General features: G+C 65.1%; 8 protein-coding genes and 1 CRISPR repeat array. Of the genes, 7 read left to right on the forward strand and 1 reads right to left on the reverse strand.

Features of this window, described 5'->3' with window-relative positions:
- On the forward strand, positions 1-798 hold a 798-nt coding region (locus FKV24_RS17635), incomplete at its 5' end, for a DUF4344 domain-containing metallopeptidase (protein ID WP_141483318.1).
- Between the two features lie 72 nt (positions 799-870).
- On the opposite strand, the gene FKV24_RS17640 is transcribed toward FKV24_RS17635, so the two are convergent.
- Positions 871-3117, reverse strand: coding sequence for an NADP-dependent isocitrate dehydrogenase (locus FKV24_RS17640; protein WP_141483319.1), 2247 nt, complete (start codon positions 3115-3117; stop codon positions 871-873).
- A 284-nt stretch (positions 3118-3401) separates the two neighbouring features.
- On the opposite strand from FKV24_RS17640, the gene cas1f reads away from it, so the two are divergent.
- The 6 genes from cas1f (at position 3402) to cas6f (ending at position 12096) form a co-directional block, all read left to right on the forward strand.
- Positions 3402-4376, forward strand: a complete 975-nt coding sequence (gene cas1f / locus FKV24_RS17645) for a type I-F CRISPR-associated endonuclease Cas1f (protein ID WP_141483320.1) — start codon at positions 3402-3404, stop codon at positions 4374-4376.
- Positions 4373-7765: a type I-F CRISPR-associated helicase Cas3f gene (gene cas3f / locus FKV24_RS17650; protein WP_141483321.1), complete on the forward strand. Its 3393-nt coding sequence runs from the start codon at positions 4373-4375 to the stop codon at positions 7763-7765. The genes cas1f and cas3f overlap by 4 nt, the downstream gene beginning before the upstream one ends.
- 374 nt (positions 7766-8139) lie before the next feature.
- Positions 8140-9462 carry a type I-F CRISPR-associated protein Csy1 gene (gene csy1, locus FKV24_RS17655; protein ID WP_141483322.1) on the forward strand — a complete coding sequence of 441 codons (1323 nt, stop codon included), beginning with the start codon at positions 8140-8142 and terminating at the stop codon, positions 9460-9462.
- Positions 9459-10460, forward strand: coding sequence for a type I-F CRISPR-associated protein Csy2 (csy2, locus tag FKV24_RS17660; RefSeq protein ID WP_141483323.1), 1002 nt, complete (start codon positions 9459-9461; stop codon positions 10458-10460). The genes csy1 and csy2 overlap by 4 nt, the downstream gene beginning before the upstream one ends.
- 27 nt (positions 10461-10487) lie before the next feature.
- A complete protein-coding gene (gene csy3, locus FKV24_RS17665) occupies positions 10488-11525 on the forward strand; it encodes a type I-F CRISPR-associated protein Csy3 (RefSeq protein ID WP_141483324.1) in 1038 nt (345 codons plus the stop codon).
- Positions 11526-11529: 4 nt separating this feature from the next.
- Entirely contained in the window at positions 11530-12096 is a 567-nt protein-coding gene (cas6f, locus tag FKV24_RS17670) for a type I-F CRISPR-associated endoribonuclease Cas6/Csy4 (protein ID WP_141483325.1), read from the forward strand.
- A 130-nt stretch (positions 12097-12226) separates the two neighbouring features.
- A CRISPR array of direct repeats spans positions 12227-13756; the repeat unit is 28 nt; unit sequence GTTCACTGCCGCACAGGCAGCTCAGAAA.
- Positions 13757-13763: the final 7 nt, after the last annotated feature.

Genomic DNA, 13763 nt, shown 5'->3' on the forward strand with positions numbered 1-13763 from the left:
AGGGACGAGGCGCTGATGCCGTTCTACCGGCAGGTGGTCGACGCCGATCTGTTCAAGCACCAGCCCGAGATCCAGGCCATCGACGGTATGTTCATGCTGCCGCGGCCGATCCGCTTCGTCACCGCCGAGTGCGGCGAGATCAACGCGTTCTATTCCGACGAGCGCGGCGAGGTGGTGCTGTGCTACGAGACCATGCGGGTGCTGCGCGAACGCGGCCTCGAGCTGGCCGCGCAGAACGGCATCGCCGGTGCCGACGCCCAGACGCTGGCGCGCCGGTACCTCGACGCCAACGTGCGCTTCATCCTGCTGCACGAGACCGGGCATGCCCTGATCACCCTGCTGGAGATCCCGGTCACCGGGCGCGAGGAAGATGCGGTCGACCAGCTGGCGACCACGCTGATGTTGCGCTTCGCCGGCATCGACGAGTCCTCGGCGACGGTCGCCGAGAACCTGCGCATGGCCTCGCACTGGTTCCTGCTGCGCAGCACCGGCCAGTACAACCTCGATGCCTACGCCGATGCGCATGCGCTGGGCGAGCAGCGCTATTTCAACCTGCAATGCCTGCTGTACGGCAGCGACCCGGCCCGCTACCTGGACATCGTCACCGGCGGCGACCTGCCCGAGGCGCGTGCCAGGAGCTGCCCGGAGGAAGCGCGCCGGGTCAGCAGCGCGTGGCTGCGGCTGCTGCTGCCGCACGTCGCGCCGAAGTTCCAGATGAGCGAGGAAAAGGCCGAGCAGCTGTTCGAGGAGCGCGCGCGCCAGCGCGATCGCAACAGCGACGCCCCCTACATCCGGTGACGCCGGTGCCGGCCGCGGACACGAAAAGGCCCGGCAGTGCCGGGCCCGTCCGGATCGATGCGCGGCGCCGGCTCAGCCGGCCAGCGCGTCGATCGCCGCGTTGAGGGTGGCGCTGGGGCGCATCGCCTTGGCCAGCCGCGCGAAATCGGGGTGGTAGTAGCCGCCCATGTCGACCGGCTGGCCCTGCACCGCGATCAGTTCCTCGACGATCTTCGCCTCGTTGTCGGCCAGGGTCGCCGCCAGCGGCGCGAAGGTCGCCTTCAGTTCCGCATCGGCGTCCTGGGCGGCCAGCGCCTGTGCCCAGTACAGGGTCAGGTAGAAGTGGCTGCCGCGGTTGTCGATGCCGCCGAGCTTGCGCGAGGGCGACCTGTTCTCGTCGAGGAAGCGGCCGTTGGCGACGTCCAGCGCGTCCGCCAGCACCTGGGCGCGGGCATTGCCGGTGGTCTCGGCCAGGTGCTCCAGCGACGCCGCCAGGGCCAGGAACTCGCCCAGCGAATCCCAGCGCAGGTAGTCCTCCTGCTGGAACTGCTGCACGTGCTTGGGCGCGCTGCCGCCGGCGCCGGTCTCGAACAGGCCGCCGCCGGCCATCAGCGGCACGATCGACAGCATCTTGGCGCTGGTGCCCAGCTCCATGATCGGGAACAGGTCGGTCAGGTAGTCGCGCAGCACGTTGCCGGTGACCGAGATGGTGTCCTCGCCGCGGCGGATGCGCTCCAGCGAGAACCGCATCGCCTCCACCGGCGACATCACCCGGATGTCGAGGCCGCTGGTGTCGTGGTCGGCCAGGTACTGCTCGACCTTGGCGGCGAGGTTGCGGTCGTGCGCGCGCTGCGGATCGAGCCAGAACACCGCCGGGGTCGCGCTCAGGCGCGCACGGCTGACCGCCAGCTTGACCCAGTCGCGGATCGGCGCGTCCTTGGTCTGGCACATGCGCCAGATGTCGCCGGCCTCGACCTCGTGCCGGATCAGCACGGTGCCGGCGTCGTCGAGCACCTCGACCACACCGTCGGCCGGGATCTGGAAGGTCTTGTCGTGGCTGCCGTACTCCTCGGCCTTCTGCGCCATCAGGCCGACATTGGGCACGCTGCCCATGGTCGCCGGGTCGAACGCACCGTGCGCCCTGCAGTCCTCGATCACCGCCTGGTAGATGCCGGCGTAGTTGCGGTCCGGGATCACCGCCTTGGCGTCCTGCAGCTCGCCGGCCGGATTCCACATGCGGCCGGAGTCGCGGATCATCGCCGGCATCGACGCGTCGACGATGATGTCGCTGGGTACGTGCAGGTTGGTGATGCCCTTGTCGGAGTTGACCATCGCCAGCGCCGGGCGCTCGGCGTACAGCGCGTCGATGTCGGCGCGGATCTGCGCGGCGACGTCGTCGGCCAGCGACGGCAGTCGCGCGTACAGGTCGCCGATGCCGTTGTTGGGATCGAAGCCGGTCTGCTCCAGCACCGCGGCGTGCTTGTCCAGCACCGGGCGGTAGAACTCGCTGACCGCGATACCGAAGATGATCGGGTCGGAGACCTTCATCATCGTCGCCTTCAGATGCAGCGAGAACAGCACGCCCTGGGCGCGCGCCTCCTCGATCTGGTCGCGGATGAAGCCGGCCAACGCCGGGGTGCTCATGCAGGTCGCGTCGATGACCTCGCCGGCCTCGACCTTGAGCCCGGTCTTGAGCATGTTGGAGCGGCCGTCGCTGCCGGTCAGGCGGATCTTCAGCGTGCCCGGCTGCCCGATCACCACCGACTGTTCGCTGCCGTAGAAGTCGCCGGCGTCCATGTGGGCGACATGCGACTTGGAGTCGCCGTCCCACTTGCCCATGCGGTGCGGGTGCTTGCGCGCGTAGTTCTTGACCGAGGCCGGCGCGCGGCGGTCGGAGTTGCCCTCGCGCAGCACCGGATTCACCGCGCTGCCCTTGACCCGGTCGTAGCGCGCCTTGATCTCGCTTTCCTGCTCGCCCTTGGGCTCCTCCGGGTAGTCCGGCAGCGGGTAGTCCTGCGCCTGCAGTTCCTTGATCGCGGCCTTGAGCTGCGGCACCGAGGCGCTGATGTTCGGCAGCTTGATGATGTTGGCATGCGGGGTCTTGGCCAGCTCGCCGAGCTCGGCCAGGTGGTCGCCGACCTTCTGCGCGTCCGACAGCCGCTCCGGGAACTGCGCCAGGATGCGGCCGGACAGCGAGATGTCGCGCGTCTCCACCGCCACGCCGGCGGTGCCGGCGAAGGCCTCGATGACCGGCAGCAGCGACTGGGTTGCCAGCAGCGGGGCTTCGTCGGTGAGGGTGTAGATGATCTTCGGCGCGGCCTGGGACGGGGTGTCGGTCATGGAGGGGTCTCGCGGAATCGTGGGAGGGCGCGTCCGTGGCGGCGCGCAGCGGGCCCGCCATTGTCGCAACCGGGGAGTTTCAGGGCAAAGGCGCGGACCCTACGGGACAGCATGGGGGTATGCCGACGGGGCATGAGGGACAGCGCCGGAGCCGTGGTAAAGGGCTGGCGCGGGCCTTTTCCGGGCAAAGGGGCCGCAATGATGGGGTGTCTCAGCCCGTGAGATAAAGGTATGCGACAGAATCGGTCGCTGCAGCCGGAGCTGGAACGCGCGAGGAACGCCGAATGGAAGACTTGTCGTCATCCGATCTGAAAACGATCCTGCACTCCAAACGGGCGCATCTCTACTACCTGGAGCACTGCCGGGTCTTGGTCAAGGGCGGCCGGGTCGAGTACGTCACCGATCAGGGCAAGCGTCAGCTCTATTGGAACATTCCGATCGCCAACACCACGACGGTGCTGCTTGGCACGGGCACGTCGATTACCCAGGCGGCGATGCGTGAGCTTGCCAAGGCCGGTGTCCTGGTCGGTTTCTGCGGAGGTGGTGGGACGCCTTTGTTCTCTGCCAACGAGATGGACGTGGAGGTCGCCTGGTTCTCGCCGCAAAGCGAGTACAGGCCCACCGAGTACCTGCAGGCCTGGGTGAAGTTCTGGTTCGACGACGACTTGCGCCTACATGCGGCAAAGGCATTCCAGCGCTCGCGGGTGGCGCGGATCCGTTGGCAATGGACGGGCCGGCATTTGCGTGAGGCGGGTTTCGAGGTGGACGTGGGCCGCCTGGATGAGCTGCTGCAACGCAGCGAGCGGAACATCGAGCTGGCACAGGACAACACGGCGCTACTCACCGAGGAGGCGCGGTTGACAAAGGCCCTGTTCAAGTTGGCGGTGGATACGGTCGGCTACGGCGACTTCACCCGTGCCAAGCGTGGCACCGGAAGCGATCCCGCCAATCGGTTTCTCGACCACGGGAACTATCTTGCTTATGGCCTGGGCGCCACTGCCACCTGGGTACTTGGATTGCCGCATGGGCTGGCTGTGCTGCACGGCAAGACCCGGCGAGGCGGGCTGGTATTCGATGCGGCCGACCTGGTAAAGGATGCCAGCATCCTGCCGCGGGCGTTCTTGTCCGCGATGCGCGGCGACGACAACCAGGAATTTCGCCGCGGCTGCATCGAGGCGCTGACACGGAGCGAGTCGCTGGACTTCATGATCGACACGATCAAGTCCGTGGCTTTGGAAGCCGCGGGCAGGGTGGCATGAACGTCCTGCTGATTTCCCAGTGCGACAAGCGGGCGCTGAAAGAGACGCGGCGAATCCTCGACCAGTTTGCCGAACGCCGAGGGGACCGCACTTGGCAGACGCCTGTTACCCAGGCCGGCCTGGATACGCTTCGCAAGCTGTTGCGCAAGACCGCGCGCAAGAATACGGCCGTGGCTTGCCACTGGATTCGCGGTCGCGATCACAGCGAGTTGCTGTGGGTCGTCGGCGATGTGCGCCGCTTCAATTTCGAGGGTGCAGTGCCTACCGGAACCACTGTGCGGAACGTGTTGCGACGAGAGGACGAGAACGACTGGCACACTGTCGAGGATATTCGGCTGCTGGCGCAACTCGCGGCGCTTCTGCACGACTTGGGGAAGTCCAGCGTCGCGTTCCAGAAGCGTTTGCACGGGAAGTTGCAGGAGAGAAACCTGTACCGCCACGAGTGGGTCTCGCTGCGGTTGTTCCTGGCTTTCGTCGGTGACGATGCCGACCATCGTTGGCTGGAACGGTTGGCCGACCCGGATGCCTTCGACGAAACGGACTGGATCGGGGCCGGCCGTTACCAGCGCGATGGACTGGATGCCAGCCAGCGGTACCCGTTCCGTGATCTGCCGCCCTTGGCGGCCGCTGTCGCCTGGCTGGTGGTGACCCATCATCGCCTCCCGGTAGTACCGGTCGATCGGAAGGATGGCTCCCAGGATCGGCTGGGCAGGCGCTCACGCCGTTTCATTGTGGATTGGCTGGAAGCGCCGCTGCGGAATGTCGCACACGACTGGAACGAGATCCGACAACGATCCGAACCCGAACGAGCCGAACCGTACTGGCAGCCCGCGGGTCCCTTGCCGACTGTCGAGCCGAAGTGGCGGGCGCAGGCCGCGCGCCTGGCAAGACGCCTGCAGGAACTGTTGCGGCGCCGCGACGGAGCGTGGCTCGACAATCCTTACGTCATGCATCTGGCGCGCCTGAGCCTGATGCTGGCCGACCACCACTATTCGAGTCTGCCGAAGGATTCCCCACAGCGCGTGTGCGGCGACGGCAACACCCGGCTGTACGCCAATACCGACCGCGACGGCACTCTCAAGCAACCGCTGGACGAGCATTTGCTTGGCGTGGCGCGGGGTGCCGGGCTCGTTGCCCATGCGCTGCCCGGCTTCGCACGGGAGCTGCCGCACCTGGCCGGTCATCGAGGGCTGCGCAAGCGCAGTGCCGATCCGCGCTTTTCCTGGCAGGACAAGGCTGCGGATGCCGCTGTCTCGATGCGGGACGTCGCCCGCGAGCACGGCGCCTTCGTCGTCAACATGGCGTCCACCGGCTGCGGCAAGACCCTCGCCAATGCCCGCCTCCTCTATGCGTTGGCCGACCCCCAGCAGGGGCTGCGCGCCACCTATGCCCTGGGCCTGCGCACGTTGACCCTGCAGACCGGTCGCAGCTACCGAACTGATCTGCATCTGGGCGATGATGAGCTGGCGATCCGCGTCGGCGGCTCGGCCAGTCGCGCACTGTTCGAGTACTACGAACAGAAAGCCGAGTCGCGCGGCTCGGCTTCGATTCAGGACCTGGTCGAAGAAGATGGCCATGTCCTCTACGAAGGCGTCATCGCCGATCATCCGTTGCTTGCGCGCGCCCTGCACGACCCCGGCATCCGCAAGCTTCTATCGGCTCCCATTCTGGTCTGTACCTCCGACCATCTGTTGCCCGCCACCGAGTCGCTGCGCGCCGGTAGGCAGATCGCGCCGATGCTGCGACTGATGAGTGCGGACCTGGTGCTGGATGAGCTGGACGACTACGACCTGAACGACCTGCCCGCACTGACCCGGCTGGTGCATTGGGCTGGTTTGCTCGGTACGCGCGTGGTGCTCTCATCAGCCACGTTGCCGCCGGCCCTGGTCGAAGGCATGTTCCTGGCCTATCGCGCTGGACGCATCCAATACCGGCGCAATCGCGGCAGTGACGGGGGGCAGCGTGCCGAATGGGTCGAAGTCCCGTGCCTGTGGGCGGATGAATTCGGCGCGCATGTAGCTACTTGTGCGGACGCTGACGCCTTCGCCGGCCAGCACGCAGGGTTTGTCGGCAAGCGCGCGGCAAGGCTCGGGAAAGCGGAGCCGTTGCGACGGGCCGAACTGCTGCCGCTGGAGATCGCCAAGGGAGGCTCCCGTGAAAAGCTCCATGCCGAGTTCGCCAAGCACGTGCGAACGGCCTGCCTGCGCCTGCATCGCGACCATGCGGAGAGCGATCCGGTCAGCGGCAAGCGTGTCAGCTTTGGCATCGTGCGCATGGCCAACATCGAGCCGTTGTTCGATACGGCGCGCGAACTGCTCGCATTGGGGGCTTCGGAGGACACCCGCATCCACCTCTGCGTCTATCACGCACGCTTCCCGCTATTGCACCGATCGGCCATCGAGCACCAGCTCGACGCCGCATTCAATCGGCGCGGCGATTCGCAGGCCGTGTATCGCCTGCCGACCGTTAGAGCGGCGTTGGATGCTCATCCGGAACGCGAGCATATGTTCGTTGTCATCGCCTCGCCGGTCTGCGAAGTCGGTCGAGACTGGGACGCCGATTGGGCGGTTGCCGAGCCTTCGTCGATGCGTTCGCTGATCCAGCTCGCCGGGCGTGTGCAGCGGCATCGTCGCAGGCCGGGCGAGGTGCCCAATGTGCTGGTATTCGAACGCAACCTGAAATCGCTGGAGGGTCGGACGCTGGCCAACGGCCATCCGGCGCCGGTCTTCGTACGCCCGGGCTTCGAGCGCCACGACGATAGCCTTCGATTCCGCCTGCGCAGCAAACGCCTGGATCGGTTGTTGTCGCCGGACGAGTACCGCGTGCTCAACGCCTTGCCGCGCATCCGGCCCCGCCCGATGGCGGATTGGCTCAGCCGCGAACGGCTGGCAGACCTGGAGCAGGCGCGCATCGCCGCCGGCATGCTGCCCAGGCAGTCGCTGCCCACAGCCCTTGCCTTGCCCGCGGACGCCTCCATGGAGCGCGATGAGGCCTTCTGGTCATGGCAATACCCGCAGGCGGCCCTGGTCGGGGTCTTGCCCCAGCAGCAGCCGTTCCGTGAGGACACCATGCGCACGACCGGCCTGGTTCTTTTGCCGGACGACGACGAGGAGTGCCTGGTCCTGCACCGTGTCGAAGGCGACCCCGTCCAGCGTGGCTCGAACCTCTATGTCCCCATCGACCGCAGCCAGCGCCACGAGGTGAAACTGGCGGTCGGCGAGCGGATCGGAGTATGGGGCGAGTTCGACCTGATGGCCTTGCTGGTCGAACAGGCCGAGTACCTCGATCTGGCGCTGCGCCCCTGCGCCGAACGCCTGGCGACCGTGGAAGTCCCGCACAGCGAGCAAGGCTGGCGGTATCACCATTGGTTGGGGTTCTCGGAGAAGTAAAGGGCATCCTTGCCCTTTATGTCTGCCTGCGCGGCAGTCGTTTCATCACTGATCCAAGTGGACTATTTCCTGAGCTGCCTATTCAGCAGTGAGCTAAGTGTACTATGGATTGACAACTGACTTTCCCGCGCTCATCATGAAAAAGCCCAAGAGCCGCTGCAACGGTCTTGGGCTTGAACAGCTAGCCGATTGGAGTCGGCCCCCAGCCACGAGGAATGTCGGGCAAAGGAGGATATAGAGGTGTGATCGGCCATCGCATGATCGTCATATCGGGTTGAGGGTTGATGAGCCCTCTTCCGTAGCACCCCATGGCGGCTTGCTGCCGTGGGGATTCTACCGATCCGACCCGTCGGGGTCGAATGAAAGGACTCCCCATGAACAAAGATCCGGAACGTGGATCACGCTCCGAGCAATTTCGCATGGCTATCGCCGCTTTCATCGAGGCGCGGCGCGAGCTCAAGTTGAAGGGCAAGGAGGACGATGTCGACGCGGTATCGAAGTACGACTACGGCACCTGGCTGGCCGATGCGGTGCGCCGGGTTGGTCAGATCCAGGCCGTAACCCATGTGCTGAAGGCCACCCACCCCGATGCGCGCGGCAGCAGTCTGCACGTCGCGCCCGACAGGCTTCCGCCGCATGCGGAGATCGGAAGCCACTTGCTCGGCGAGGACTTCGCCGAGGACGTGGTCGGCAACGCGGCCGCACTGGATGTCTTCAAGTTTCTGAAGGTCGAGATCGACGGCCGCCGACTGCTGGACTGGATGCACGCGGGCGACAGCGATCTGGGGCGCGCCCTGCATCCCGACCCAGCCATCGCTTCCGCCTGGATGGAGGCCTTTGGCAGTCTTGTTCGTAGCGATCCGGTGCCCGTTTCGCATGGGTCCGCCAAGCAGATCTACTGGCTGGTTGGCGACCAACCTGAAGACGACGCGCACTATCATCTCCTGCAACCGCTGTTCTCCAGCAGTCTGGCGCATGCGGTGCACGCAGACATCCAGGACGCCCGCTTCGGCGAGACCAACAAGCTGGCGCGTCAAGCGTTCCGGGCGCGGGAGGCGCACGATGCGGACTATCGCGACTACCGCAACCTGGTCGCTCGCAAGCTGGGCGGGACCAAGCCGCAGAACATCAGCCAGCTCAACAGCGAGCGTGGAGGCATCAACTACCTGCTGGCCTCGCTGCCGCCGACATGGGATGTCGAGCGGCCACGGAAGCTGCTGAAGCTCGAATCGGCGATGGACCGGTTGGCATACATCCGGGGAATGCGCCATCGGGTCGGAGATCTCGCCGATTTTCTGCTGGCCAACCCGCCGAACAACGACGCGACCCGTACCCGGAGGCGCCGGATGGAGCAGGAACTGGGCGGCCAACTGGCTCTGTTTGCTGCGGAAACCCGCGCGCGGTTTGAGCCTGGATGGACGCGTGATCCGGACTGCCTGCTTGCCGAGTGCGAGCAGCTGTGGTTGGACCCGGGCCGTGCGGAGGAGGATGAGGACTTCAAGGCGGCCTACCACCGCGGCGACTGGCCCGACGAAGTCGCTGGACGATTCGCCAACTGGCTCAATGCACAGTTGCATGAAGCCGGCTTGGCAACCGTCGGCGATGCTGAGCATGCGCACTGGGCCAGGCAGGCCATCATCGAAGCTGCCTGGCCGGTACCGACGCGACGGTCGGCCCCGGAAGGAGCGACGGCATGAGCCTGTGTCCGCGCTTCGACCACCTGCTGGTGCTGCCGCACCTGCGAGTCCAGAACGCCAATGCCGTGTCCAGTCCGCTGACCCACGGGTTTCCGTCGATGACGGCATTCCTCGGCCTGATGTGGGCGTTGGAGCGCAGGACGCGGGCCGCCGGCCTGGACCTTGAGTTCAGGGCCGTCGGCACGGTTTGCCATGATCACCAGGAACAGGTCACCGAGGGTGGGTTTGTAAGGGCTTTTCGCCTGACCCGCAACCCGGTCGGCAAGGACGGGGGGACCGCCGCCATCGTCGAGGAGGGACGCATCCATCTGCAGCTGAGCCTGGTGTTCGCCGTTCGCAGCGAGTGCTGGAGTCGCGACCTGGAAAGACGCCATACGGACCTTGCCATCGTCGCCGAACTGTTGGCCGGGATGCGTATCGCGGGCGGTAGCGTGTTGCCGCCGGCACGACCGGGGCGATTCCGCGACCAGCCATGGGGCCTGGACCTGACCGGAACCGAGGACGACCGCAAGACGGAGTTCCGCAAGGCACGTATGCGTCTGCTGCCCGGCTTTGCGCTGGTGTCGCGCGACGATTGTATTGAGGCGCGTCTATCCGAGCTCCAATCCGTGAGTCCGGATGCGACCCGCCTGGACGCTTGGCTGTCGCTGTCGCGCATCAACTGGCGCCATCAGCCGGGCCAGAAGGAAGGCGACAAGGGCGAGTGGATCAACGACCGCAAGGGCAAGGGCTGGATCGTGCCGATTCCGGTCGGCTATGGCGCGCTCGGCGATCTGCATGAGGCGGGCCGTGTCGCCAATGCGCGCGATGCGAGCACGCCGTTCCGCTTCGTCGAGAGTCTCTACTCGGTCGGTGAATGGGTCAGCCCGCACCGCCTGCAGTCGCCGGAGCAAATGCTCTGGTACGCCGACAGCCAGCCCGAAGATGGCCTGTACCGCTGCCGCAACGATTACCTCCCCACTGCCGACCTGATCGAGCAGCTCTACGACCTCGACTGATCGTCGAATACGACAAGGAATCCCATCATGTCCAAAGAACTCAAGACTGCCTCCGTCCTCGCGTTCGAACGCAAGCTTGATCCATCCGACGCGCTGTTCTTTTCCGGTGACTGGAGCAGTCGTCGCCAATCCGCCGACTGGGCGCCCGTGAAGGTCCGGGAAAAGTCCGTGCGCGGCACGATCTCGAACCGCCTCAAGACCAAGGATCAGGATCCGGCCAAGCTCGATGCCGCGATTGAGAACCCGAACCTGCAGGCCGTTGACGTGGCGGCGCTTCCATTGGATGCCGATACGCTCAAGGTCCAGTTCACCTTGCGGGTGCTGGGCGGCACCAGTAAGCCTTCGGCATGCAATGATGCCGAGTACCGCAAGAAGCTCATCGCGACCGTCGATGAGTACGTGCGGCAGCACGGTTTCGGCGAGCTGGCGCGGCGCTACGCTGCCAACCTCGCCAATGGCCGGTTCCTGTGGCGCAATCGCGTGGGGGCCGAACAGGTCGAGGTGCAGATCGCCCATCTGCAGAAGGGCCAGCCTGCTGCGCAGTGGGCCTTCCAGGCGCATGAGCACTCCCTGCGGGAGCTGGCGCCGCCATCTGGCGAGGCTGCCGACCTGGCTGCACTCGCCTCGCTGGTGGAGGCCGGCTTGAGCGGGGCGTCCAATATCCTGCTCCAGGTGGTTGCCTTCGTCCGGATCGGTGCCGGTCAGGAGGTATTTCCCTCGCAGGAGCTGGTCCTAGATCGCGGCCGAGGCGACAAGAGCAAGACGCTGTACACGGTCGGTGAAGGAGACCGGGCTGTGGCGGCGATCCATTCGCAGAAGATCGGCAATGCCCTGCGCACCATCGATACCTGGTATCCCGACGCCGGCGAGAACGGCCCGATCGCCGTGGAACCCTACGGTTCGGTCACCACCCAAGGCAGGGCCTATCGGCAGCCGAAGGAAAAACAGGACTTCTACAACCTGCTGGACAACTGGATCATCAAGGACAAGGCGCCGGAGCTGGAGCAGCAGCACTTCGTGGTCGCCACCCTGGTCCGGGGCGGGGTGTTCGGTGATGCGGGCTGATGCAATGGGCCACTATCTCGATATTCAGATCCGTCCCGACCCGGAACTGACAGCGCAGCAATTGCTGAATGCCCTGTACGTCCGGCTGCATCGGGCCTTGGTTCAGCTGGACAGTCAGGATATCGGCGTCAGCTTTCCCCAGCACAACGATGACAAGCCCACCTTGGGGGCCGTGATTCGACTGCACGGCCCAGCGGATTCGCTACAGGCTCTGGATGCCACGCATTGGCTCAAGGGGATGCTCGATCATCTCAAGGTGTCAGCGATTGGCCCCGCGCCTGCAGATACCCGTCACCGGCAGGTATGCAGGGTGCAGGCCAAGAGCAGCCCCGCCCGACTTCGCCGTCGCGCCATGCGCAGACATGGCCTGGATGGAGAGGCGGCAACGCGACTGATCCCCGATGCGGCTGCCGAGCATCTGCGACTGCCTTTCGTCGTGCTTGGGAGCCGTAGTACAGGCCAGCCCTCCTTTCCATTGTTCATTCGTCACGGACCACTGCTGGCAGCCGCCGTTCCCGGACCGTTCAGCAGCTACGGCCTCAGCCGTGGAGCCACTGTTCCCTGGTTCTAACCCTCTTTTTGTGGGGGTGATGTACCTCCAATAAAATCAATGCCTTGGCGGCTGGCTCCCAAAAAGGGGGCCGGCCGCCGTTTCGTTTGTTGAGCTAGCATGGACAGGGGCTTGCAAGCCTTTTGCTCTAGTTCACTGCCGCACAGGCAGCTCAGAAACCCCACTGTGGCGACATTGGCAGCCCCCGTGTGTTCACTGCCGCACAGGCAGCTCAGAAAAATTCACGATGTGCAAAAACAAAATGATCGAAGTTCACTGCCGCACAGGCAGCTCAGAAAGTCGACGAACGTCTGCGCGTTCGCGAAGTAGCGTTCACTGCCGCACAGGCAGCTCAGAAACATGATCTGGAACAGGCCCCAGCTGCAGGACTGTTCACTGCCGCACAGGCAGCTCAGAAAATCACGATGAACAGCTGCTGGCGGAAGCCAGCGTTCACTGCCGCACAGGCAGCTCAGAAATCCGGCAGCCAGCAACGGCTGGTGACAGCCCAGTTCACTGCCGCACAGGCAGCTCAGAAATGCCGGCGCATCGCGAAGGGCATCCGCCGGTTCGTTCACTGCCGCACAGGCAGCTCAGAAAACGACCCAGCCGCCGTCGCCGTCGCCACGTAGGTTCACTGCCGCACAGGCAGCTCAGAAAAGGCCGCAACGATCGCCGAAGCCCTGTCGCTGGTTCACTGCCGCACAGGCAGCTCAGAAAGGCCGACGGTGATGCACCACGCGCCAACGACGGTTCACTGCCGCACAGGCAGCTCAGAAAAATTCCTGGCCGCGTGTGAGAAAACGCACGGCGTTCACTGCCGCACAGGCAGCTCAGAAAAGAATGAACAGGACAACCGGCGCCAGCGCGGCGTTCACTGCCGCACAGGCAGCTCAGAAAATTGCGGATCGGAATCGTTCGATCAGGTCGGGGTTCACTGCCGCACAGGCAGCTCAGAAATGGGCGCGCTACCACCTTAACGGCATGAACGCGTTCACTGCCGCACAGGCAGCTCAGAAATTCTCGCGCGCTTTCCGCTGAGCCTCGGTCTCGTTCACTGCCGCACAGGCAGCTCAGAAAAGGAGCCCGCGACTCGCCATGTCCGGCCAGCCGTTCACTGCCGCACAGGCAGCTCAGAAAGTGGGCAAGGCGCTGCAGGCCGCCTCCGCGGAGTTCACTGCCGCACAGGCAGCTCAGAAAGACCCGTTCCACGGGGTCGGGATGTGGACGACGTTCACTGCCGCACAGGCAGCTCAGAAAATTGCTGCATGCTGACGGTGTAACGGCGCACCGTTCACTGCCGCACAGGCAGCTCAGAAACCGAACGGCAACCTGATCTACGTCGCGAAGGACGTTCACTGCCGCACAGGCAGCTCAGAAAAGTGGTGGCAATACTGGTAGACAGGCGCCGACGTTCACTGCCGCACAGGCAGCTCAGAAATGCTCGTCGTGGGTCAGGGGGCCGCGGGCCAAGTTCACTGCCGCACAGGCAGCTCAGAAAACCTTGACCCGGTTCAACTTGAACCGCTGCGCGTTCACTGCCGCACAGGCAGCTCAGAAATGGATCTCGACCGCGTCACGGCGCTCCTGCTGGTTCACTGCCGCACAGGCAGCTCAGAAAGACGCCCACGGCGATGAGGTTGATCGCTACCAGTTCACTGCCGCACAGGCAGCTCAGAAAGACGCCC

The sequence above is a fragment of the Marilutibacter maris genome, from assembly GCF_006546735.2.
GTDB lineage: Bacteria > Pseudomonadota > Gammaproteobacteria > Xanthomonadales > Xanthomonadaceae > Marilutibacter > Marilutibacter maris.